This is a genomic window from Deltaproteobacteria bacterium, assembly GCA_009692615.1.
Classification (GTDB): domain Bacteria; phylum Desulfobacterota; class Binatia; order UBA9968; family UBA9968; genus DP-20.
The window spans coordinates 65,554-87,317 of sequence record SHYW01000001.1; the positions used below are offsets into that span (position 1 = coordinate 65,554).

The following is a 21,764-nucleotide window of genomic DNA, read 5'->3' on the forward strand; positions in this document are numbered from 1 at the left end:
CTGCCGATGCATTTTTGCTCGCTGCGTGTAGCGCTATCTGTTATGCTCGCGCGGTCTCCAAGTCCGCAGCATTGCCAATGATTCAGGAGGTGCCGTTGTGAGGGGAAATCCTGTCGTCCGCTTTTTGTTGATTTGGCGAGTTGTGAGTTTTTTTCTTTGGCTGTGGATGGGAACCGGCCTCGCCGCCGATAAGCTTGTCGGTTTTTATTCGGCGCGCACCATGTCGCAAGCGATGCCGTGGATCGCCGAGGAAGCCGGGCTGTTTCGCAAGTACGATTTGGATTTTCAGCTGCTTTACATTTCTTCCGCTCAAATGGTCACTGCCGCGATGCTCGGCGGCGACGCCCAGGTGGCGATCAGCGGCGGCGAAGCGATCGTGCGCGCGGTGGCCCAGGGCGCGAGCGATTTAGTTATTATCGCCAGCGCCAAGAATACGCTCACGCACAGCATTCTCGCCAAGCCGGAAATCAAGCGGCCGCAAGATTTAAAAGGCCGGCGCTTCGGTTTGTCGCGTCTCGGCAGCAACTCGCACTATTTCGTCGTGCAGGCGCTACGGCAATTCGGTATGGAGCCCAGCGATGTGAATATCATTCAGACCGGCGGCCAGGTGGAAAATCTTGCCGCCTTGTTCGGCGGCGCGGTGGATGCCGCGACGATGACCGGACCGTCGGGCGGGGCGCGGGCGTTGGCCTAAGGTTTTCGTTACGTCGTCTACGGTCCCGATCTACGCATTCCGTTCGCGGCGGCGACGCTGATCACGCGCCGGTCGATCTTGAATGCCCGCGGGCCGGTGATCGAAAAATTCGTCCGCGCCTGCGCCGAAGCGATGAAACTCATGTTCACGGACAAAGAGCTGACTTACAAAGTCTTGGGCAAACAGCTGCGCATCACGGACCGCAAAGTCTTGGACAGCGCCTATGACGAAGAGATAAAGGCGTTAGAGCCGCGCTTGGAATTCAAGCTAGAAGCGCTGCAGGCGATCATCGACGAGACCGCTAAGACCGACGCGCGGGTGAGAAAAATCAAGCCGATGGACCTGATCGACCGGCGCTATTTAGATTCGTTCAATAAGAGCGGATTCTTCGACAAGCTGTGGGCGGGGAAGTGAATCAAGCGATGAGGGTACTTGTCTCGCGAGGTTGTCCCCACCGATGCGGTTCTCTTCGCTCGCCGCATCCTAACAGGCTGCTGAAAAAAGTGGAACATGCTTCGACAAGCTCAGCATGAATGGATTTTCTCTCAATGATTTCAATCTCCGATCCGTTCGTCCTGAGCTTGTCGAAGGACTCCGAAGGGTTTTTCAGCATCCTGCTAAGGACTAATTTGCCAGCATTTTGTTGACCCGCTCGGTGACTTCCTTGGGTTGGTCCATGACCTTTTTGATCAGCGTTTCCAGTTCGTCGCCGGGAGTCGGATCGACGTCCATTTTGGCTTTCTCGGTTTCCTTGAGCAGCTCGGTGTCTTTGAGCGCGTTGGCATAGGCGTCGCGCAGGATTCTGATCCGGTCCACAGCGGTTCCCGGTATCGTTAGCATGGGCCGGCCCAACTCGCCGCCGGTCATGATCACATGTGCCACGCGCCGGCTGACCTCGGCGGATTTATATTCCTCGAACAATTCGTAGATGGTTGGCGTGTCAGGTAAGCGGGAGTCCCGTTTGCCGCCGGTCTGAACGATGTGGCGGTCGAAATCTTTGCGGTGCCAGCTATTGAAGGGCTCGCGGCCGAAGTGGGCGGAGATGTTGTGGGCGCGGCAAACCACCTCGCCTTTTTCCACGGCGAGATCGATTTCGGCGCCGCCCGGATAACCGATTACGTTATTGAATTTTGCGCCGATCGCATCCTCGAGCAGCTTTCCCAGCAAATAGTCGGTGCTGACGGTTCCTGACGAGCCGCATTTCGGCGGCTCTTTCGCCTTGATGATATCTTTGATCGATTTATAGGGCGCGTCGCTGCGCATGTAGAGCAGCACGGTTTCACTGGCCGGCGAGCCGATCCAGGCGAACTTGCGGACATCGAACTGGACTTCTTTGCGCCCAACCAGCTGGTCCATGTAAATGTTGTACTGGACCATGCCGAGAGTGAGACCGTCGGGTTTGGCGACGTTGTAGACATAGTTCGCCGCCACCAGTGAGCCGGCGCCGGGCATGTTCTGGACGACAATTTCGGGGTTGCCAGCAATATACTTGGGCATGTATTTGGCGAAGATGCGCGCCCAGCGATCGTAAAATCCACCCGGGGTCGAGCCCACTACCAGGCGAATGGATTTGCCTTTGTAGAACGGTTCCTGCGCCGAAAGGCGGCCGGCAAATACGAAATGGCAAAGAGAAGCAAACATGACGAACAGTAAGCCGACAGCAAGTTTCTTCATGACACCTCCAAAATCAGATTCATGCCGAGAAGTTTATTTCACTTTGTATTCCCTTGCCGCGTCCTCGTTGATTTCGAGACCGAGCCCTGGGGTCTCGCTCAAGCTGATCCAATTATCGGTCAGCTTCGGCAGGTTTTTATAAACCACATTGGCCGTCAGCCAGTTGTTGACGTGAATTTCGGCGCGCCAACCGTTGGGCACCGCGGCTTGTAAATGAAAGTCGAAATGATCGCCGTTGCCAATCGGCAGATTGAACGCGTGGGCGAGACCGGCGGCCTTCATGCCCATGGTAAAGCCGCCGACGGAGAGCACGTGGATGTTCAAAAAATCGACGGCATCCTGCTTGACCAAGTCGGCGAGTTTGAAAAAGTTCTCCCACTGTCCGGCGGCGATCGGGATGCTGGTCTGCTTGCGCAATTGCGCGAGTAGATGCGGATCGTTGTGCACGATCGGCTCTTCGAACCACATGAGATTGTACGGCTCGAAGCGCTTGCACCAGCGCACCGCGGCATCGAGCTTCATCAAACAGTTGGCGTCGACCATTAACTCGACATCATCGCCGACGGCGTCGCGCACGGCTTTTACGCGGGCTTCATCTTCGGCCGGATTATCTTCGCGATGCTCGCCGCTGGCGCCCGAAGGGTCCATGGCGCCGCGAATGTTGGATCGTCCCACTTGAATCTTGAGCCGCGTCTGCCCGTTGGCGAGCCAATGCTTTGCCGCGGCGGCAAGCTCGTCGCGGCTATAAGCGCGCAGGCCGAAGGTGATGTAGGCTGGAATCGATTTCTGCGCGCCGCCGAGCAGGCGCCACACCGGCGCATTGTAAAATTTGCCCTTGATGTCCCACAGCGCGACGTCGATGGCGCTCACGGCGAAGCTCCACACGCCGGCGTGGGCGCGGGTGTTAAACTTCCACAGCATCTGATGCATCAAGCGCTCGTTCTCCAACGGGTCCTGGCCTTTCAGAAACGGCAAAAGCTCATGCTGGATTGCCGCCGCGGTGGCGGAATGCATGAAGCCGCCGAACTGTGAAATGCCGACGAGGCCATCGTCGGTTTTGACTTTCAGCAAGCGCACCGCGGTGTGTAGCGGTTGCTTGAACAAAGGCGGCGTGACCGGGATATTTTGCAGCTCGATGATTTCGATATCGGCGATCTTCATGATGGCGCTCCTGATGGTTTAAAAATACAAAAAATTTATAATCGGGCCATACGGCTTTTTTGGCTAGGATTTAGTTTGTCGTCGTTCTTTCCTTTTCAACGCTTCGACGTCGGCCAGGTCTTGCGTCCGTGCGGCCGCGAGTTTTTTTTTATCAAGTGTTCTCTGGAGAGTACGGAGACCGGTTGATCGGCGAACTTCGAAATCAACCGGCCAGCCCAAGCTTCGGCGAACTGGACACCGTCGATTACGGTCAAGACGTCGATGCGTATGGGTTCAACGCCGATCTGAAAAATGAGGCCAGGTGTCGAATGGTCTTTCTCCGTCAGGTCATGCAACGGGGCGCCGAAGGCGCGGAGAGCTTCGATGACTCGCGTCGCGTTTTCAGGGGAAGGACGGACCCAAACGTCGAGGTCTTGGGTGGCGCGGACATGACCATGCGCGGCCAAGGCGTGAGCACCGACGAGGAGAAATTCAACTTGCCGGCCGTTGAATTCTGCTAATAGATCTCTGAAGTCTTCGTTCATGGACGTGGGCCGGTTGCCAAGCTAGGCAGAGCAGAGTCAATTCCCAAACAGCGTTGATCCGCTCTTCGGGCGTAGCGTTATCCCAATGTTGCTCGTCGGGGACGGCAGCTCCGGGCCGTATGATGCGGGTAGTGATCTTCTTGCGTCCGTCCGGTTGGTTCATACAGCGAGTTTATAGCACATTCCAAAAGGCACTTCTGCTCACTGCTCCGTTTTCTCGATCCACACTTTCGCGCCCCATTCTTATACCCTCCCTTTGGGAGAGGGCTAGGGTGAGCGCACCTCACCTGATAATCTTAGTCCCCCGCGCCAGCACGTCGGTGTTGATGGTCACGCCGATCTTGTTTGCCGTCTGCAGGTTGATCACGAACTCAAACCTCATCGGCTGCTGCACCGGTAGTTCGGCGGGCTTGGTACCTTTTAAAATCTTGTCCACGTACCAGGCGATCTGACGGTGAGTTTCATCGAGGTCCGCTGCGTAGGACATCAGCCCGCCCGCTTCTACATCAAGTTTACTGCCGTACATCGACGGTAACCGGGACTTTAACGCAAAGTTCGCGATACGTTTTCCGTTAGCCCCGAATAGCCCGCCCTGGAGCACGTAGAGTCCATCCGGGCGCTGCTTACTCATCGCGGCGAAAACTTTCTCGAAATCGTCGACGCCTCGTACCTCCCAAGGCTGAAGAGTCAACTTCAGCGCACGCGCCACGTCTGGGAAATCCTTTTTCAGCAGGCGTTCACTGGTGGATTGGCCGGTTCATAGAGAACCGCGACACGTTGAAGTTTTGGCAGCGCTTCTTTGAAGATTTCCAGCCTTTTGCTGGCTAGGTTTGTGCTAAGGTGGGCAATGCCCGTAACGTTGCCGCCGGGACGGGCAAGGCTTTTAATCAGACCAGAGTCGACTGGATCGAGTCCACCGCCCGTCATTACGATGGGAATCGTCTTGGTCGCTTCCATAACGGCCCGGATCCATTGGTACGCTCCAGCGACCACGATGACATCACAGTTGAGAGCGACTAACTCGGACGCAAGCTTGGGGGCTCGATCGAGGTTTGCCTCACCATATCGGTAGTCAATCGAGATGTTTTGTCCTTCCACATAACCTAGCTCGCGCAGTCGCTTACCGACTGCCTCGGAACGGGCGGACTCAGCAGATGGATAGGTGTTCGAAAGATACCCGATCCGGAAAAGTTTTTTTGGCTGCTGCGCGTGGGCGAGCGAAGCAGTAGTCAGAAACAAAGTTGCCAGTCGCCGGACGGCGGTTCTTCTGTTCATTTTTTCCCCTCAGATATTCAAGGACGAATTCGCTGCCGTCCTGTCGTTATTCCTGCGTTATCGTCACCTGGATTTTCGCTCCATGATGTATTTCTTTTATCCCTGACAGACATTAATCCGAGTGATTCACCATGAGCAAGTGCAAAATTTCTCAAACGTGCAGCGAAAACAACTATAACCCCAGATACGCCTTCCGCACGCGTTCGTCGCGCAACAATTCTCTGCCGCTCCCAGACATAACGATGCGGCCGTTCTCCATCACGTAAGCCTGCTGCGCCAATTTAAGCGACAGCGCGACGTTCTGTTCGACCAATAAGATCGTTGCGCCTTTTTCATTGAGCGTGCGAATCGCGTGCAGCATGTCGCGGGCGACGTTGGGCGCCAGTCCGAGGGACGGTTCGTCGAACAGGATCAGCTCGGGACGGCCCATTAAGCAGCGCGCGATGGCGAGCATCTGCTGTTCGCCGCCCGACAGCGTACCGGCGAGTTGTTCGCGTCGTTCGGCGAGTTTTGGGAAGAGGGCGAAGACTTCGTGGAAGGACTGCTGTAGCTTCCCGCGTGCGCGCGTGAGCAGCGCGCCGGTCAGCAAGTTTTCCTGCGTCGTTAGTGAAGGAAACAATTGGCGGCCTTCGGCGACTTGGCCGATGCCCAGCTCGCAAATTTCGTGGGAGTCGAGGCCGGTGATGTCCTCGTCGGCAAAACGAATTACGCCCGCGCGCGGGCGCTCGATGCCGGCGATGGCGCGGATCAAAGAAGTTTTCCCCCCGCCGTTGGCACCGACGATGGCGACGATTTCACCGGCAGCGATTTCCAACGACACATCGTCGAGCGCTTGGGCGTCGGCGTAGAACAGATCGAGATTTTTCACTTCGAGCAGCGCGCTCATGGCTCGCTGTCCTCGCCGAGATAAGATTCGAGCACGGCTGGATTGCGGACAATTTCCGCGGGGCTGCCGCCCGCGATCACTTCGCCGTGGTGCAGGACGATCACTTGTTCGGCCAGCGCCATGACGGCGCGCATGACATGCTCGATCATTAGAATCGAAATTCCATCGCGGCGCTGAATCTCGCGCAGGAGGGCGAGCATCTCATCGCATTCGGTGGGTCTGAGCCCGGCCAGCACTTCGTCGAGCAGTAGTAATCTCGGACGGGTGGCCAGGGCGCGGGCGACTTCCAGCCGTTTTCTCTCTGGCAGCGTGAGCGTGGCCGCCGGCAAGTCGCGCTTGGCGCTAAGGCCGAGCTGATCGAGAATAGTTTCAGCATCGCGCCGCGCTTGACCGACGGCGCGCGCACGGTGGAGCGCGCCGACAATGACGTTGTCGAGCACCGACAGGCCAGCAAAGGGTTTCACGATTTGAAACGTCCGGCCGACGCCCGCGGCGCAAACTTGATCGGCGCGCAAGCTGTCGATGCGCCGATGGTCGAATTCGATTTCCCCTTTGTCGGGAGGAAAAGCTCCAGCGATCAGATTGAATAACGTGGTCTTGCCGGCGCCGTTGGGACCGATGAGCGCGACGATGCTGTTTGTTTCCACGGCGATGGACACGTCGGCAACTGCGCTGAGTCCGCGAAAAGATTTGCTGACGTTGCGCAATTCCAATAGCGGACTCATCTGTTCACCTTCAGTTTGCGCGCCAAGGCCGGCCAGATACCGTTCGGCAGAAAGACCACGACGAAAAATAGCGCGAGGCCGTAAATCAGTTGCTTGACACCGGGCACATCCCAGCCGAGGGCGGCGACCAGCTCGGTGCTACCGTCGGCGAGCAAGGTGAGCAACGCCGCGCCGACGATCGGGCCGAACAATGTACCGATGCCGCCGATGATCGGGCCGAGAATTATTTCAATCGATCGGCTGATGTTGAAAATCTGGTCGGGAAAAAGGTTGTTGTAGTAGAAAGCTTGAAACACGCCGGCGGGCGCCATCAGCGCGGCGCTGAGCGTCATCGCCAGCATTTTCCAGCGAAAGATATTTATGCCGAGCGCCTGCGCCGCCTCTTGGTTCTCGCGAATCGCTTGCCAATAAAAACCGGCGCGGCTGTGCAGCAACCAGCGGCAAAGCGCCAATGCCGCCGCTGTCAATGCCAGTATGAGGTAGTAGAACAGCGCCGGCGGGCCGCGCAGATTGAGCAGATCGATTTGCTCGCGTTGGACAACTTTTAGAAATAATCCACCCGAGCCGCCCACCCAGTTGAAATGATCGAAGCCGATGCGGGTGAACTCGGCGAACGCGATGGTCAGCAAAGTGAAATAAACGCCGGCGATGGCTGAACGAAAGGCGAGGGCGCCGATGACGGCGGCGACTAGCACGGATAATGAAATTGAAAGCCAGACGGTTGCCCACGGGCCAACGCCGAAGTGATGATACAGCGCGGCGGCGGCATAGGCGCCGACGCCGAGATAAAGCGAATGGCCGAGGGAGAGCTGGCCGGCGAAGCCGAGCAAAATATTCCAAGCTTGGCCGGTGTAGGCGAAGAACAGAAACAGTGTCGCTAGCGAGAGTACGTAGTTATTTGCAAAACTTGGTAGCAGCAGAAAAAGCGCGGCCAACATCGAGAGCCAAGCGATGGCGCGGCGGTTCACAACTTTCCACCGAGCAAGCCGCGGGGGCGTACTAGCAGGACGATGATCAGTAGCGCAAAGCTGATCATGCTTTTCGCCGACGGCGTGATGAGCAGTCCGGCGAGTGCTTCCGAGACGCCGATGAGGACGCCGCCGAGCAGCGCGCCGTGAATAGAGCCGAGGCCGCCGACGATGACGATGACGAAGGCGAGCAACGTGTAGGTCGGTCCGAGGGCGGGGGTAAGATCGCCGAGCAGCAACATCATGCAGCCGGCAACCGCGACCGAGGCAGAGCCGAGGCCAAAGGCGACGGCGTAGCAGCGCTTGACGTCGAGGCCGACGACTTTGGCGCCGAGCCAATTGTCGGCGCAGGCGCGGATCGCCGTGCCGGTGTCGGTGCCGCGAAAGAAGGCGACCAGCGCTGCCGATGTCGCGAAGGCGACCAGCGCGGCGTAAAGTTTACCGCGATCGATGAGCAACGGGCCGAGCTCTATCGATTCCAGCAAATAGTCAAGACTGATGTTGCGCGCATCGGGACCGAAGATAATCAGCTGCGCATTGGTCAGGATCACGGCGAGGGCGAGCAGCAGCAAGAACTGCGCATGATCGGGGCGGGTGATAAACGGATCGATGATCTTGGCCTGCAACAGATAGCCAAAAAAGAAAAATAGGATCGCTACAGGCACGATGGCGAGAAATGGATTGAGACCCAGTGTCGTGAACAAAAGCACGGCGAGATACATCGCCAGCGTCATCATCTCGCCATGGGCGAAGTTAACCACCCGCGCGACGCCGAAGATCACCGACAGGCCGAGCGCCATCAGGCCGTAGACGAGGCCGGTGAGGACGCCGGAAATAATCACGTTAGCGAGAGTGACGAGATCAGTGGGCATGGAATGGTGAGAATTGCTGTCAAAGTGAAATCGAGTTCCTCCCGATTCCGTCATTCCGGCGCAGGCCGGAATCCAGTCATAGTCCCATTCGCTGCTAATTGCGAGTTTGGATGCCGGCCTTCGCCGGCATGACGAACCTCAGATTCGCTTGTACTCCGCCCAAGGGAAAATCGGTTTTGCTTCGGCGGACGGCGTCGGCAGCACGACGACCGGTTTCTGGCCTTGGTTCTGAATGCAGGCGGACAGATTGCCTTCCACTTGGCCCTTGGCGTTGAACTTGATCGGCGCGCCGATCATCATGCGGTTTTTGATTTCCGTCGTGCGAATCGCTTCGGTCAGCGTCTGTGCATCGGTGGATTTCGCACGTTTGTAGGCGTCGGCGGCGATCAGGATCGCTTCGAAAGTGAAACCGACGTTGAGCGCGTGAAAGCGCAGCTGGTCTTTCGGATTCTGTTTTCTAAATGCCGCGTCCACGGATTTTGTCAGCGCGGCTTTGGGATCGAACCATGGAACGTTGGAGATGCAGCCTTCGGAGAGTTTGCCGAGGGTTTGAAAAAACTGGTTCTCGTACATGCCCGGCGAGCCTGGGCTGACGATGCCCATAATATTCCAGCGCTGCTTGACGATCTCGCGGCGCAGCACGATGGCATCGTTCAAGCGGCAGACGAGCATGAGGAAATCCGCCTTGGTCGCTTTGGCTTTCGACACTTCGACCGTCAAGTCTTTCGCCGCGGGATCGTAGGCGATGGTGTCGAGCAATTTAAATGGCAAGTTCAACTGCGGCAAGATCGCCGCGATCGCTTTGGCGTTGGCTTGTCCAAATGTGTCGTTGACGTGCATGAACAGCGCCGTGCGCGGCGTTATGCCAGTAGCTTTGAAAAGATCTTCGGTCAGCGTCAGCCCGTTTTTTACTAATTCGCTGGCGACGGGAAAATTGCGAAAGACGAATTTATAACCTTGCTCGGTGATCTGCGGCGCGGCGGCGATGTTGATCACAAACGGTACGCCGCGCTGTTCGGCGACTTGCGCGATGGCCGCGGCAGCGCCCGAATCGAACGGCCCGACCAGGCAGTGCGCGCCTTCCTGAATCAAGCGCTCGGCGCGCGTGCGCGCGGTGTCGACGTTGGTATCCGTGTCGGCGTTCATCAGTTCGATGTCGACGCCGAGCAATTCCTTGATAACTTCCGGCGCGAGGTCCGCGCCTTTCTGACAGGACTGGCCGATCAAACCTTGCAAACCGGATTTCGGCAGCAGCACGCCGATTTTTAATTTCCCCGACTCGGCGCGCACGATGTTAAACGGCGCCAACGCCGCGGCGCCAGCGGTTAAGAGGATTTTGTTGAAACGGCGGCGGTTAATCATTTGTCTCATGGGATTGGCCTTACTGGCAGACAATGACTATTTCCGCGCTAATGTGTCAAGGCCGTCAACCGTTGCGGCAGAAATTGTTCGTCTCGGTATTGCTAGCTTCGCGCCGATCGCTCTTGGGTTAAATAGTTTTCGCATTGGCGTATTTGTGTCAATAGCTAGTGCGTCAAGGCGCATTCGTTCCGATCGAAAACAACCTTAGCTTTACGCGGAGAGGCGGAGTCTCATGGATTCACGATTGAGTTGTCGGCATTTGCAGCGAACCGTGGCGATGGTGCTGTTGACGGTCCTAGCCGTTTGGTTTGCCAGTGTCGCTGCCGCGCGGGCGCAACAAAAAAGTAACGTTTCAGTCGCTAGCACGGCGCCCGCGCAGAGTGACAATGGCGCTAAAGCGGAAGCGCAGCCGGGACAACCCAGCGGTGTGCTTCATCCGCTGGATTTTCAACGGGTGCAATGGGCCTACCATTCGCTCTACATCACCGCCATCGGAGTTGTCGGCTGCATTCTCGCGCTGTTTATCTGTCTCTACTTTGGTAAAGACGTCAAGAACAGATTCGAGCCATTTTTCGGCGATGGCCAAGTCACCCAGCTTGTGGTGATCATCGCCGTGACTGGTAACGTTTGCAGCCTGGCTATCGCCGGCATCCTCAGCGCCAGTGAAGTCTCGGCGATCTACGGCGGCATTATCGGTTACGTCCTCGGACGAGGTAAAAAATCGGGTGATTCCGACAGGGGCAGTTCAGCGAATGGCAAGCACGCGCCGGACGCCGCCAGCCATCAGCCGTAATGATTCGATACGGCTAAATTGTGGCGAGCGAAAACCTTCAGCAGTTTTGGGACGAGTACGCTCTTTACTATACCAAGCTAAATCTTTCCCCGGTCCATCAGCGCTTTGTCGCAGACACTTGTCGTGCGGTCGCCGCCCGTGAAGGCGAAGAGATCCTCGATTTGGGTTGCGGTCCGGGAATCATCGCCAAGGCGCTCGCCAAATGCGGTGCGCGGGTCATGGCAGTGGACTACTCCAAGACCATGCTGCGATTCGCGACGGAGGATGTTATCGACGCGTCGCGAGGGTTTGATGGATCGTTGCGCTTTGTCCACGCCGACGCGCAGGAATTTCTCAAGTCGACGGCGGACAATTCTTTCGACGTCGTGGTTGCGAGCTTGTTGGTTTCCTACATTGGCACGGCGCTGAGCCGCCAGTCGGTGTTGGCGGAAGTGTTTCGTGTATTACGCCCCGGCGGCCGATTGATCATGAACAACCCCAAGCCCCACGCGGAATTTTCGCGGGTGTTCTGGAAATCCGGCTGGACGGCGATTCGGCATATTGTTTACGCCGTCCAACTTTTGCGCTATGCGTTTCGCTTCAAGCGCTTCGACCGCCAGGATAAATTTCACTTCTTGTCGAAAAAAGAAACTGTCGAGTTGCTAACCGGCAGCGGTTTTGAGTTCGAGCCGTCGAACGCCATCAGCGCGTCGTTGGCCGATACCGTATTTTTGAGCGTGGCGTGAAAACCGAATTCAACCATGAGCGCAAATCGTTGACGCGGCTCATTTCAAAACTCTTCGCAGCGCCACTTCTGCTCGCCCCAGATATCGGCGCCGCCGATGATCGCGTCCCGGGCTTCCATGGGTAATTCGCCGCGCGCGGAGACCGGCGCTGCGCCAGGGAAGGGAAATATTTTGATCTCGTTGTAGGGACCGACTGTGCGCGACATCGCCGGTAACTCGACCGGCCGGTCGAGGCTGCCGGTGCTGACGATGGCGTCAGCTTCCGGAACGTAGAAGAGCACGGCGCTGTCGCTGCCTTGTTTGCCGCCGTTCTCGTAGGTGACCAGCGTGGTCTTGATGCCGATCCGTTCGCAGGCGCGCACGGCGAACATGACATCGACGAAGGCATTGCCGCCGCCGATCCACGTGATCAACGTGCCATCGGCGCCCATCGCTTTCGCCAACCCCGCGGCGTTTTGCGCTCCGACTTCTTTGCCGTGACTGGTTTCGAAACGAATGCGCTGCAAGACCACGCCGGCGAAGTTCAATGTTTTGCCGTGAGCTTCATACAAGCCGAGAATCAGCGGATGGTTTTGCCAATCCCAAGTGGTCGGATAGTAGCCGCGGCCCGATCTCGTCGTGTCCACCGTCACGGCACCGTCGAAGATTTCGTTGGGGTGGACAAACGTCGCGAGGGATTCGCGCAGCGAGATGCCGTAATAGCCGACGCCGGAGTGCACATGCTGCGGATCGGTGATGCAGCCTTGGATCAGCATTACCGTTGGCAGCTGGGGATTTCGTTCGCGTATGTCGTAGACTGTAACGTTTTCAGGCTCAAGCGTTTGCGTGATGGCGGCGATTCGTTCGGCGACTTTGAATTCCGCTTGCTGGATCGCGTGGTGCGCGTCGAGTTCGCCGAGGCCGGGGGCGATGCGGAAGTTGACGATCAAATGCGCATGTTGACTAAAACGCGAGATCGCCTCGCCGGGACCGGTCATGTCGAGGGTCGCGCTGCGTTGTACCGTGGTGCCGGCGCGAATCGTGCATTCGTAGGCCGCGGCGGCGATCACGGTCATGCCTGACAAACGATGGGTGCGTCCTGCGCCGACGTTCGCCACCGGTCCTAAGATGCCGGGAAACACGATGCCGTTGCCGGCGACTTTGTAGCGCGGTTCGACGATGTCGCGGACGCCGGTGATGCGCACGTTCTCGCCGGGCAGCGCCACGGCGAGGGACGCTTCGCTGATGCGCTGGTCCGCGAGCACGAGAGCGGTTAGCGCGCTTTCATCGACTTCGAGGCTTCGCTGTCGATAGGCGAAGCGGCTCCCCAAACGGATTTGCTCGACGGGAAATTCGGCTAGTTCGAGTTTCATGTCTACTGAGTTCTATCTTTACGAGGACGGGCGACCGGCCGGTCGCCCCTACAATCCATTGAATCGCGCCAAGGTTAATACGTTCTATTGAATCCCCATGATCTGGCGAAACTCTTTTAGATAGTCGTTGAGCTTCGGGCCAAGCTTCGGTGTGACGACGTAGCCGGGCGGCACTTGGAATTCTTGAAATTTGCTTTTCACGCCTTTCATGGCGGTGACTTTAGCCATCGTCGCCGCGTGAAGAGAACTTGGGAGAATTGTTAGAAACAAACCGAGGCAGATTGTGATGACGGTACGCATGAAGCCGAGCCTAAATAATTTGCGGCTTCGTTGCAAACTTGACAGCGATATTACTGGGTTCAAGAAAGATTTCTCCCTTCGGTCGAAATGACATGTTTTGACTATGGTTCACTTTGAATTCAACGCCGCAGTCGGCGATCTACCGCGAGTGACGCAAGCGCGGCAAGGCCGAATCGAAGCGGAGAGAGAATTAACGACAGAGATCACCGAGTATAAGATTAGCCCTCTTGGCTAAGCCGCTTCTTTAAGAATCTCTTTGATCCGTTTGATCACGTCGGCGGGTTGGCTGATGGTCTTGTCGATTTTTTTCTGCAGATCGGCGCCGTTCAGATAGCTCGTGCCGTCCCAGTCGATGAGCTTTTTCGCTTCATTCAAAAATCCTGCATCAGTCAACATCTTTTCAAAACCATCTCGTATTAATTTCAATCGATCCGGCGGCACGCCCGGCGCGGTGGCGAAGGGGCGGTCGAAGTCGGTGTAGGCGACCATGACGTCCATCAAATTCAGCGTCGGCTTGGCGCTCGCCGGCGCGAGATCGTAAACCGTTGGCGTCGCCTGTGGCAGCAAGCGGCTTTTCGCCGGTCCTTGTTGGACGACGATGGTCACGTAGCCTTGCTGCATCCAAGTCGGCCAGGGTGGACGCACCAGCGTGATGTCGGATGTCGCGCGGCAGTCGGCTTCGCCGCGTTCGACGCCGAGGTCGATTTCGCGCGCCGAACCGTAGCCGGTGACATGCTTGACTTTTAAGTCGAGAATCTCGCCGATCAAGTTGCTAAACGTATAACTGATGCTGCCGGTGCCGCCTTCGCCGAAACGCGCCGGAGTTTTGGCGTGGCGCATGGCGTCGATGCTGGTGTAGGGCGTGTCTTTGCGGCAGGCGATCATCATCGGCGCGCGATTGAAGCTGCCGAGCCAATTCAACTTGCGAAAATCCAGTTTGACTTCCGGCCGGCCGACCATTTGCTCCAGATAATTGGCGCGATTGACCGCCAATATCGTCAGGCCGTCGGGCTTGGCGATGTTATATAAATAATTCGCCGCGACGATGCCGCCGGCGCCCGCCATATTCTGCGCGATGATGTTGGGATGGCCGGGAATATATTTGCCGAGATAGCGCGCGGTCAGCCGGCCGGCGACATCGGTGGCGCCGCCGGGCGAAGTGGAAATAAGCATTTGAATGGTTTTACCTTCGAAGAAGGAACGCGGCTCGGCGCCGCTTACCAATGGTGGCGCGAAGAATGACAGCAGGCAAAGAGTTGCGAGCGAAATGAGTCGAATGATCATTGGACCTCGTCGGAAAATTTTTTTAGCTACGGTCTTAGCAGGCTCGGCTGGCGCTGTACAACGGCGCGCGAATCTGGGGCAGGGCGGGTCGCGACCCGCGCCTACGATTGTCGGACTATGCGGAGCGTATGAGCCGGTCGCAATTGTCGCGATGCGGAATGTTTTGCCCGTGTTTCGGTTGGGCTCGTTGACATTATCGGACGATATCGGATATTTCTTTTAGTCTGACAGTCGGCGGACTAGCCGCTGGCCATTGATCAACTCAAATCGAACGCGATTTATAGCTAGAGGAGGAATCTTATCGTGGTAATGCTAGGCACTGACATGAAAATTGCCGAGACTCCCACAGAGGGGCTCAAGGAATATGTAAAGCTCGATCCCTACACCGATTGGCTCAGGACCGAGGGCGTGAAAGTTTATCAAGAGTATTACTTCCCGAGCTTGGCGAAAATCGAGCTTGGCCCGTGGGAACGTAAGGGCGGCAAGGGCGCCGTGGTGCATATCAACAACAACCACATGCCCAACGATTGCCACGTCGTCGAGATCAACGCCGGCGCCAAGTCCGAGCCCGAGCATCACATGTACGAGCTGACGATTTACATCGTATCGGGCCGCGGCGCGACCAGCATCTGGCACGATGAGAAAAAGAAAAGCAGCTTTGAGTGGCAGGCGGGCAGTCTGTTTTCGATACCGCTCAATTCCTGGTACCAAAATTTCAACGGCAGCGGCCAAGAACCGGCGCGCTACATCGCCGTCACCAATGCGCCGCCGATGATGCGTCTGTACCGCGATCCTAAATTTATTTTCAATTGCGATTACATGTTCGACGGCCGCTATGCCGGCGAAGAGGATTACTTCAGCGGCAAGGGCAAGCTTTTCACCCGCCGTGTGTGGGAGTCGAACTTCATCGCCAATGCGCCGGATATGTTGCTGTACGGCTGGAAAGAGCGCGGCGCCGGCGGCATCAACGCGATGTTGGAAATGGCCGACAACAACACCAAGAGCCATATCTCCGAGTTTCCCATAGGCACCTATAAAAAAGCCCACCGCCACGGACCGGGCGCGCATTTGGTTTTGCTCAGCGGCACCGGCGGTTATTCGTTGATCTGGACCAAGGAAGACCGCTCCGACATGATCAAGTGCGATTGGGCGTTGGGTTCCATGGTCACCGTGCCCAACGACAACTGCTATCATCAGCACTTCAACTCTGGCACGACGCGGGCACGCTATCTCGCGCTGCGTCCCGGCGACATGGGTTTGTATAAAAAAGGCCGCGGCGGCGGCGGCGAGAACGCCGACAAGAGTCTCAAAGATGGCGGCTGGCAGGTCGAGTACGGCGACGAGGATCGCGAGATTCACGCGATCTTCGAAAAAGAGCTCAAGGCTCACGGCGCGATGTGCAAAATGAAAGCGTTCGTGCCCTGGTGCACCGGCGAGGTCGGACCGACCAGCGAGAGAGATACGTAAGCTACACAATAGTACGTTGCCCAATGCCGTTCATGGTGCGGATGACTCGCCATGAGCGGCATTTTTTTGTCCGAAATATTTTTTGTCGAGCGTCAACCGTTCGGCGGTTTTCTGCACAACGGACGTATCAAAAAATGGGTGCCACGGAACCCTTCGATACGGCGGCGCTATACGCCGCCTACTCAGGGAATCGGGAAAGCTCACTCGAAAAATATTGGATCTCACATTGCGCACGAACCGTCCGTTTTCCCGAGTAGCGGTCTTCTGAGAGCGCGTATCGAGGGGTTCTTAGTTACTTACGCTGCTGGAAGATTGGCCGGGGAACTTAATGCCAAGGCGCGGGAGCAATCTATTTCCGCTCTAACTTTAACCTTTCCGCCGCGCGCTGCACGAATGACGAGTCCAAATAAGCTCTCGCATCCCGATTCTTGATTCCTTGCGGATTAAATCGTTCGTGGAAGCCGGTGATCATGCCTTCGATGCCGGCTTGCCAGGGAAACGGTAGACCGTTGATGGCGTCGTATTGTTTTGAATAAGACTCGTAGGTGCGTTGCAGGATCACCGGATCGTTTTGACGGGTTGCGTCAAAGATCGCTTTGTAGCCGATCTCCCGATTGGCGCGAAAAATCTGCATGGCTTCGACGATGGCCGTGATGTAGTCTTCCACCGTTCTACGGTTGCGATCGCGGAAATTTCTCGTGACGGTCTGAGGCACGCCGGCGTAGGGCATTTTGAAATCGAGAAAGTTGGCCAACTCACGGTAGCCGGCTTTTTCCAGATCGTACTCGTTGGGCGGGTTCACGGTCACGCCGTCGACCAGGCCTTGTTTCATGGCGCTCGCGCGAGTTTGCGTGCCGCCGGCGAGATAAACCATCTGAACGTCTTTTCCTACAGCTAAGCCAATTTTTTCCAGGTAGAGTAGCGATGCGTATTCATCGAGACCGGCGCGGCCGACGCCCAACTTCTTGCCTTTCAAATCGAGCGGATTTCGGATCGCAGGATTGACCATCATGCGCAGCGGGATGTAGCGCGTCTCGGTCGCTAACACCACCAAGTCGAAACCGCCGGTGCCGATGGCGCGCGAGATCGCCGTGCCGCCGCCGTACATCACTTGAATATTGCCGCTCGCCAAGGCCGGCATGTAGGTCGACGGACCCTGCATCAAGACCATCTCGACATCGAGATTGTGCTTGGCGAACAGTCCCTCGCGCTTGGCGATCCAGCCCGGCGAAAAAGTCGCCGCCGGGGATGAGTAGGCGACGATGAGCTTGGTCGCTTGCGCGCCGGCCGAATCGAGATTGGCTGATGACAATATTAGCAGCGCGGCAAAAGCCGACATGAAAGCGTGATGAAGCATCGACATCTGCTTTAATCCACATCGGTGCGCTTTGGCAATCGGCGGTTCCGTCAGTTGGGTCGAATCATTTCAAAGTTACTGAGCGCGGGATCGTTTCGATAGGGTTCGGTTTTTCCCGTCAGAGAAAAGCCCAGACGCTGGTAGAATGCGATGGCGGCGTGATTGTTGCTCGTTACCAGCAAGAGCAAGCTTGGGATATTTTGCGCCCGTGCCCAATCTGAAACCGCTTCGACGAGAAGGCGGCCGATTCCTTGACGGCGATGCGTCGGCGCGACCCACATCGATACCAGCTCCGCCCGGGAGGGATCGTTTCGATCCAAAAATCCCGCGGCGATGCCTACCGCCACACCGCTATCCAGGGCGAGATAGCCGGTGGATTTTGTGCTGCTCAACTGGCTTGCGCGCATCAGCCAATCGGCATCCGTGAACTTGGCCTCTTCGGAATAAGTGGCGCTGAACGCGGTGGGCGTGTCCTGCAACGCCCGCAGGCGAATAGATTTGTAGGGCGCGACATTGGCGGTCGCGATAGGCTCGATGGCGATCATTATCTGCGGCCGAATTATTCCACAGCTTCTACCGTCCAGACACCGCTGAATTTGAGATAGAAGCATTCCACGCCTATCGACGGGATGTTGCTCTGCAAATACTCGGCGGCGCGGCGCAGTTCGGACTCGTAATGGCTGGCTTCGCGGTCTTCGTCGCATTCAAAAGCTTGCAGTCCGCCGTAGGCGCCGCAGTCGGTGTGAACCATCAACATCACGCGGTCGGTCCCGTGCAGTCGCATCGAAGTCGCGACCTGGCCGAGGGCGACGGCGCGAGCGGATTCTTCGGCCGGAGAGGCAAAGACTTTTGCCCCTCCGGGGATTTTCAGTAGGTCGAACATCAAGATGCCGCGTTTCTTTAAAAATTTGCGCGTGGCTAACTCAAACCGAGCGTCGTAGCATGAAACGACACACGCGTCGGCGCGATATTTTTCCGTCGGCGAATCGAAATGGAAAACTTTTTTCACGTCATTATCCGGCGCGCCGGGCTTTGATCTCGTTCAATAGTCTTTCGACCTCGTCGGACTTTTCCAGCGCCGCGAAACGATCCTCGATGCTGTCGCCGGCCATCTCGGCTTTGGCTTGGCCGACCGCCTCGGCCGTGCGCACCTTGTTGTTCATGCGCTCGAAGGTCGAGTTGTTGGTGCCGACAGCGATGGCGCTCTTGGCGTCGCTGGCCTTGGCGACGGCGCGGGCGCGGCGGTGTTGGGCGATCAGGACTTCGCTTTTCGATTGGGCTTCGGCGAGTTTTTGATCGAGCTTGTGCAGCGCCGATTTGAGATTTTCGACTTCGATCTTCTGATCCGCCACCAGCGAGTCGAAGCTGCCGGCCATCTGCTTGGAACTCATCGAGCGGTCCAGCGCCGCGCGGGCGAGATCGTCTTGCTTCTTGTCGACGGCGAGCTCGGCTTTGCGCAGCCACTCGGCTTCCTTTTCGATGTTCTCCTTCTGCTTTTTCTCCAGCACATGCTGGTCGGCGATGGCGATGGCGACCTGGGTTTTCACCTGCATGAGTTGGTTCTGCATGTCTAAAATAACTTGCTTGATCAGTTTCTCCGGGTCCTCAGCCTTATCGATCAGATCGTTTAGGTTGGCCCGAATCAGCGTTGATACCCTATCTAGTAACGACATATAAACCTCCTATCAGTTTAGTCAGCTGCGCGTTAAACCTTGCCGTCAGGTTTCGGCGTCTTATCGCCGATCATTTTAACCTTCGACAGCAATTCGGCGAACTGCATGCCGGAGAGAGACTCGAACAGCGCTGGGATCTGCGCCGCCATCGCGGTGATATCGCCGGTGATCTTGTTCATGCCGGTGGTGTCGCCGTTGCCGGTGGACACGATTGTGATCTTGTCGACGTTAGCCAGCGGCGAGGCGAGGGCCTTGACGATCTCCGGCATGTTGCTGATCAGCTTATCGATGACCGCCGCCTGGTTGTACTCCTTGTAGGCTTCGGCCTTGACGTTCATCGCCTTGGCTTCGGCCTCGCCTTTCTTGAAGATGATCTCCGCTTCCGCCTCACCGTTGGCGCGGGTTGCCGCGGCCTGGCCATCGGCCTCGAAAATCATTTTCTGCTTCTGGGCCTCCGCCAGCGTCTCGATCTTGCGCCGCTCGATCTCGGCTTGCTTGAGCACCGTGGCAACCAACTCGCGCTCGCGGCGCTGAATTTCCGCATCTTGCACGGCGATCTGCGCGGTCTTTTGCACCTGCTCGATCTTGACCTGTTCGGCGATGACCTGCTGCTGCATGATGTTGGTCTGGATCTCATAAGCCTTGTCGGCGGAAGCCTTCTGCTTCTGGACGGTTTCTAAAAAGTTCGCCTGCTTGATTTGGAGATCGCGCTGCGCTTCGGCTTGCGCTGCCAGTGAGAGTGTTTCCGCGAGCACGCGTTCTTTATCGGCCTGCGCCTTGGCGACGGCGGCAGCGCGCATGGCTTCGGCGCGTTTGATCGCCGTGTCACGCTCGGCTTCGGCGGCGGCCACGTCGGGGTCGCGCTTGATCCTCGCGACATCGGGCCTGCCCATGTTGCTGATGTATTCGTTTTTATCGCGGACTTCTTTGATCGTGAACGAGATCCCTTCCAAGCCCATCTTGTTGATATCCTCAGCGCAGGTGGAGCGCATGCGGTCGCCGACCATCTCGGGCTGCTTGACGATTTCTTCCACCGTAAGCTGTCCGATGATGCCGCGTAGATGGCCTTCGAGAACCAAGCGGATAAGTCCTTCACGTTCTTCCGGTGTCTTGGTCAAAAATTGTTCCGCCGCGGTCTGAATCGATTCGGGGTCCGACTTGACCTTGATCTGCGCGACGGCTTCGACCGTGACGGCGACGCCCTGTTTGGTGTAGAGATCCTGCTGCGGCGCGACGTCGAAGGACATTAGTTCCAGCGAAAGCAGCCGGCAATTCTCGACCATCGGGAAAATGATCGAGCCGCGCCCCTTGATGATGCGCGTGCCTCGAAAGCCGTAGACCACGAGAGCTTCATGAGGCCCAGCCTTGCGGTACAAGCGGGCGAACATCACCATCAGGAAAATAAGCGATAGCGCCATCAGGCCCGCGACAAAGAAAATCATTTCTAAATTCATCTTTCCTCCTTAGTCTGGTTTCGATGCGACGGTAGAATTTGTCAGCTCATCCCAAGCCCGCACGTAGGCGATGCCGCGCTCGTAGCGGGTGACGACTACTTCGGTGCCTTTGGCGATGGGCGCTTCATTGTCGCTGCGGGCCGGGGTGGCGCGCCGCGAGCCGACTTGGGAAAATATGATTTCGCCGGTGCCGGTGGCGCGGATCTCGCCGCTGACTTTGCCGAGCACGCCGATCATGTCGTAGTCCGCGGGATTCAAGTTCTCGTCTTTTTGAATCAAAACTTTGGCGACGAAGTAAAACATGATCGCGGCGCCGATCAGTCCGCTAGCGCCGGCGAGGCCGAGGCCGATGAGGAACCAGAAGCTCGAGTATCGCGTGATCAAATAACCGGTGCCGCCAAACCAGCTGAAGAAAGCCGCGACGGTGCCGAAATTGATCGGTGAAATCTCGCCGCCGTGGCCGCCGCCACCGGAGTGCGCGGCATGACCGTGGCCGCCGCCGATATGGAGGTGGAAATGCGGTAGATGCAAATCCATGCCGCCCAACAGCGAGAGTAAGCTCAGCACAAATCCAAAGGCAAAACAGATGAGGTAAAAATCACTCCAGCTCATGAATTGCGGCTCCTTTCGCTTGCCGGTTTGAGTACCTGAAGTAAGCGTTCGGCTAAACCGGTATTCTCAATGATGGCGCCCAACAGTACCAAGCACATGCGCGTGTCGTCATGCTTCGCGATGGTAACCAGCGCCTCGTGCAGGTCGAGATCGCGTTGAAAACGTTCAGCGCCGTTGATCAACCATAAATCCAATTTGTCTTCCAGCACGCCGAGATCGGAGACCAACTCGGTCGAATAGCCTTCGGGATCGTCGACCAGATAGCCGGGATGCACTTTGAAAAATCGCGCCAGCAACATGCGCGTCGGATTGGTCAGGTGCGGCCGCGCGCCGCTCTCGATCTGCGAGAGATAGGATTGGCTGATCGCTTTACCCGATTCGTTCTTAATCGAGCGAGCGACATCCTGCTGGGTCATCGCCCGTCCAAGGCCGCGCAGCGTCCCTTCGACTTCGCGCAGATATTTTAGTTTGTCACTGAGGTTCATATTGCAATTAGCGATACTATTATCACGATTTGTAATACTGTCACGCGCTAAGCCGGCGGCGGCGCGGCAGGCTTGGCCGAGCAGTAGAAGTTGTCCAACGTTGACGGAGGTTTAGTCTGTC

General features: G+C 57.1%; 23 protein-coding genes and 1 pseudogene. 5 read left to right on the forward strand and 19 right to left on the reverse strand.

What is annotated here, in order from left to right; all coding sequences use genetic code 11:
• The first annotated feature begins 142 nt into the window (after positions 1 to 142).
• Both EXR70_00320 and EXR70_00325 read left to right on the forward strand, forming a co-directional pair.
• Positions 143 to 694, forward strand: a complete 552-nt coding sequence (locus tag EXR70_00320; protein MSP36917.1) for a hypothetical protein — start codon at positions 143 to 145, stop codon at positions 692 to 694.
• A gap of 96 nt (positions 695 to 790) precedes the next feature.
• A complete protein-coding gene (locus EXR70_00325) occupies positions 791 to 1,108 on the forward strand; it encodes a hypothetical protein (GenBank protein ID MSP36918.1) in 318 nt (105 codons plus the stop codon).
• Positions 1,109 to 1,318: 210 nt separating this feature from the next.
• On the opposite strand, the gene EXR70_00330 is transcribed toward EXR70_00325, so the two are convergent.
• The 10 genes and pseudogenes from EXR70_00330 to EXR70_00375 all read right to left on the reverse strand — a co-directional run bounded on the left by EXR70_00330 (position 1,319) and on the right by EXR70_00375 (position 10,141).
• A complete protein-coding gene (locus EXR70_00330; GenBank protein MSP36919.1) occupies positions 1,319 to 2,368 on the reverse strand; it encodes a hypothetical protein in 1,050 nt (349 codons plus the stop codon).
• 33 nt (positions 2,369 to 2,401) lie between these two features.
• Positions 2,402 to 3,529, reverse strand: a complete 1,128-nt coding sequence (locus EXR70_00335) for a mandelate racemase/muconate lactonizing enzyme family protein (GenBank protein MSP36920.1) — start codon at positions 3,527 to 3,529, stop codon at positions 2,402 to 2,404.
• 63 nt (positions 3,530 to 3,592) lie between these two features.
• Positions 3,593 to 4,053 (reverse strand): annotated as a pseudogene (locus EXR70_00340) (hypothetical protein).
• Between the two features lie 283 nt (positions 4,054 to 4,336).
• Positions 4,337 to 4,786, reverse strand: a complete 450-nt coding sequence (locus EXR70_00345) for a hypothetical protein (protein MSP36921.1) — start codon at positions 4,784 to 4,786, stop codon at positions 4,337 to 4,339.
• Positions 4,780 to 5,328 (reverse strand): hypothetical protein, encoded by a 549-nt coding sequence (locus EXR70_00350; GenBank protein ID MSP36922.1) that lies wholly within the window; start codon positions 5,326 to 5,328, stop codon positions 4,780 to 4,782. The genes EXR70_00345 and EXR70_00350 overlap by 7 nt, the downstream gene beginning before the upstream one ends.
• A 172-nt stretch (positions 5,329 to 5,500) precedes the next feature.
• Positions 5,501 to 6,205: an ABC transporter ATP-binding protein gene (locus EXR70_00355; GenBank protein MSP36923.1), complete on the reverse strand. Its 705-nt coding sequence runs from the start codon at positions 6,203 to 6,205 to the stop codon at positions 5,501 to 5,503.
• 5 nt (positions 6,206 to 6,210) lie between these two features.
• Positions 6,211 to 6,939 carry an ABC transporter ATP-binding protein gene (locus EXR70_00360; protein ID MSP36924.1) on the reverse strand — a complete coding sequence of 243 codons (729 nt, stop codon included), beginning with the start codon at positions 6,937 to 6,939 and terminating at the stop codon, positions 6,211 to 6,213.
• Positions 6,936 to 7,877, reverse strand: a complete 942-nt coding sequence (locus EXR70_00365) for a branched-chain amino acid ABC transporter permease (GenBank protein MSP36925.1) — start codon at positions 7,875 to 7,877, stop codon at positions 6,936 to 6,938. Before EXR70_00365 ends, EXR70_00360 begins: the two co-directional genes overlap by 4 nt.
• Positions 7,878 to 7,903: 26 nt before the next feature.
• Entirely contained in the window at positions 7,904 to 8,779 is an 876-nt protein-coding gene (locus tag EXR70_00370; protein ID MSP36926.1) for a branched-chain amino acid ABC transporter permease, read from the reverse strand.
• A gap of 138 nt (positions 8,780 to 8,917) precedes the next feature.
• Positions 8,918 to 10,141, reverse strand: coding sequence for a branched-chain amino acid ABC transporter (locus EXR70_00375; protein ID MSP36927.1), 1,224 nt, complete (start codon positions 10,139 to 10,141; stop codon positions 8,918 to 8,920).
• 232 nt (positions 10,142 to 10,373) lie between these two features.
• Here EXR70_00375 and EXR70_00380 point away from each other — a divergent pair, with 232 nt between their 5' ends.
• Together EXR70_00380 and EXR70_00385 are read left to right on the forward strand one after the other, a co-directional pair.
• Positions 10,374 to 10,934: a hypothetical protein gene (locus EXR70_00380; GenBank protein ID MSP36928.1), complete on the forward strand. Its 561-nt coding sequence runs from the start codon at positions 10,374 to 10,376 to the stop codon at positions 10,932 to 10,934.
• A 17-nt stretch (positions 10,935 to 10,951) separates the two neighbouring features.
• Entirely contained in the window at positions 10,952 to 11,659 is a 708-nt protein-coding gene (locus tag EXR70_00385) for a class I SAM-dependent methyltransferase (GenBank protein MSP36929.1), read from the forward strand.
• 44 nt (positions 11,660 to 11,703) lie between these two features.
• Here EXR70_00385 and EXR70_00390 read toward each other — a convergent pair whose 3' ends face one another.
• Both EXR70_00390 and EXR70_00395 read right to left on the reverse strand, forming a co-directional pair.
• Positions 11,704 to 13,011 (reverse strand): hypothetical protein, encoded by a 1,308-nt coding sequence (locus tag EXR70_00390; protein MSP36930.1) that lies wholly within the window; start codon positions 13,009 to 13,011, stop codon positions 11,704 to 11,706.
• A gap of 531 nt (positions 13,012 to 13,542) precedes the next feature.
• A complete protein-coding gene (locus EXR70_00395; GenBank protein ID MSP36931.1) occupies positions 13,543 to 14,595 on the reverse strand; it encodes a hypothetical protein in 1,053 nt (350 codons plus the stop codon).
• A gap of 303 nt (positions 14,596 to 14,898) precedes the next feature.
• Between EXR70_00395 and EXR70_00400 the strand changes: the two genes are divergently transcribed.
• The gene (locus EXR70_00400) at positions 14,899 to 16,062 is read left to right on the forward strand and encodes a cupin domain-containing protein (GenBank protein MSP36932.1); all 1,164 of its coding nucleotides are present in this window, start codon (positions 14,899 to 14,901) and stop codon (positions 16,060 to 16,062) included.
• Positions 16,063 to 16,411: 349 nt separating this feature from the next.
• Here the strand turns inward: EXR70_00400 and EXR70_00405 are convergent, their stop codons facing one another.
• From EXR70_00405 to EXR70_00435, 7 genes are read right to left on the reverse strand one after another with little or no spacing between them, the layout of a single operon-like run.
• Complete coding sequence (locus EXR70_00405; protein ID MSP36933.1) at positions 16,412 to 17,425, reverse strand: ABC transporter substrate-binding protein; 1,014 nt, start codon at positions 17,423 to 17,425, stop codon at positions 16,412 to 16,414.
• A gap of 44 nt (positions 17,426 to 17,469) precedes the next feature.
• On the reverse strand, positions 17,470 to 17,964 hold the full coding sequence (locus tag EXR70_00410; protein ID MSP36934.1) for a GNAT family N-acetyltransferase: 495 nt from the start codon (positions 17,962 to 17,964) through the stop codon (positions 17,470 to 17,472).
• Between the two features lie 14 nt (positions 17,965 to 17,978).
• The gene (locus EXR70_00415) at positions 17,979 to 18,428 is read right to left on the reverse strand and encodes a hypothetical protein (GenBank protein MSP36935.1); all 450 of its coding nucleotides are present in this window, start codon (positions 18,426 to 18,428) and stop codon (positions 17,979 to 17,981) included.
• Positions 18,429 to 18,432: 4 nt separating this feature from the next.
• Positions 18,433 to 19,092 carry a PspA/IM30 family protein gene (locus EXR70_00420; GenBank protein MSP36936.1) on the reverse strand — a complete coding sequence of 220 codons (660 nt, stop codon included), beginning with the start codon at positions 19,090 to 19,092 and terminating at the stop codon, positions 18,433 to 18,435.
• 32 nt (positions 19,093 to 19,124) lie between these two features.
• Positions 19,125 to 20,546 carry a flotillin family protein gene (locus EXR70_00425; GenBank protein ID MSP36937.1) on the reverse strand — a complete coding sequence of 474 codons (1,422 nt, stop codon included), beginning with the start codon at positions 20,544 to 20,546 and terminating at the stop codon, positions 19,125 to 19,127.
• 9 nt (positions 20,547 to 20,555) lie between these two features.
• Positions 20,556 to 21,158 (reverse strand): hypothetical protein, encoded by a 603-nt coding sequence (locus tag EXR70_00430; protein MSP36938.1) that lies wholly within the window; start codon positions 21,156 to 21,158, stop codon positions 20,556 to 20,558.
• Positions 21,155 to 21,643: an XRE family transcriptional regulator gene (locus tag EXR70_00435; GenBank protein ID MSP36939.1), complete on the reverse strand. Its 489-nt coding sequence runs from the start codon at positions 21,641 to 21,643 to the stop codon at positions 21,155 to 21,157. The genes EXR70_00430 and EXR70_00435 overlap by 4 nt, the downstream gene beginning before the upstream one ends.
• Between the last annotated feature and the right edge of the window lie 121 nt (positions 21,644 to 21,764).

Excerpts from the sequence above, each read along its gene's own strand:
- EXR70_00330 (MSP36919.1), bottom strand. The coding sequence starts at position 2,368 with ATGAAGAAACTTGCTGTCGGCTTACTGTTCGTCATGTTTGCTTCTCTT.
- EXR70_00335 (MSP36920.1), bottom strand. The coding sequence starts at position 3,529 with ATGAAGATCGCCGATATCGAAATCATCGAGCTGCAAAATATCCCGGTC.
- EXR70_00350 (MSP36922.1), bottom strand. The coding sequence starts at position 5,328 with ATGAACAGAAGAACCGCCGTCCGGCGACTGGCAACTTTGTTTCTGACT.
- EXR70_00360 (MSP36924.1), bottom strand. The coding sequence starts at position 6,939 with ATGAGTCCGCTATTGGAATTGCGCAACGTCAGCAAATCTTTTCGCGGA.
- EXR70_00365 (MSP36925.1), bottom strand. The coding sequence starts at position 7,877 with ATGTTGGCCGCGCTTTTTCTGCTGCTACCAAGTTTTGCAAATAACTAC.
- EXR70_00370 (MSP36926.1), bottom strand. The coding sequence starts at position 8,779 with ATGCCCACTGATCTCGTCACTCTCGCTAACGTGATTATTTCCGGCGTC.
- EXR70_00375 (MSP36927.1), bottom strand. The coding sequence starts at position 10,141 with ATGATTAACCGCCGCCGTTTCAACAAAATCCTCTTAACCGCTGGCGCC.
- EXR70_00380 (MSP36928.1), top strand. The coding sequence starts at position 10,374 with ATGGATTCACGATTGAGTTGTCGGCATTTGCAGCGAACCGTGGCGATG.
- EXR70_00390 (MSP36930.1), bottom strand. The coding sequence starts at position 13,011 with ATGAAACTCGAACTAGCCGAATTTCCCGTCGAGCAAATCCGTTTGGGG.
- EXR70_00395 (MSP36931.1), bottom strand. The coding sequence starts at position 14,595 with ATGATCATTCGACTCATTTCGCTCGCAACTCTTTGCCTGCTGTCATTC.
- EXR70_00405 (MSP36933.1), bottom strand. The coding sequence starts at position 17,425 with ATGTCGATGCTTCATCACGCTTTCATGTCGGCTTTTGCCGCGCTGCTA.
- EXR70_00410 (MSP36934.1), bottom strand. The coding sequence starts at position 17,964 with ATGATCGCCATCGAGCCTATCGCGACCGCCAATGTCGCGCCCTACAAA.
- EXR70_00420 (MSP36936.1), bottom strand. The coding sequence starts at position 19,092 with ATGTCGTTACTAGATAGGGTATCAACGCTGATTCGGGCCAACCTAAAC.
- EXR70_00425 (MSP36937.1), bottom strand. The coding sequence starts at position 20,546 with ATGAATTTAGAAATGATTTTCTTTGTCGCGGGCCTGATGGCGCTATCG.
- EXR70_00430 (MSP36938.1), bottom strand. The coding sequence starts at position 21,158 with ATGAGCTGGAGTGATTTTTACCTCATCTGTTTTGCCTTTGGATTTGTG.
- EXR70_00435 (MSP36939.1), bottom strand. The coding sequence starts at position 21,643 with ATGAACCTCAGTGACAAACTAAAATATCTGCGCGAAGTCGAAGGGACG.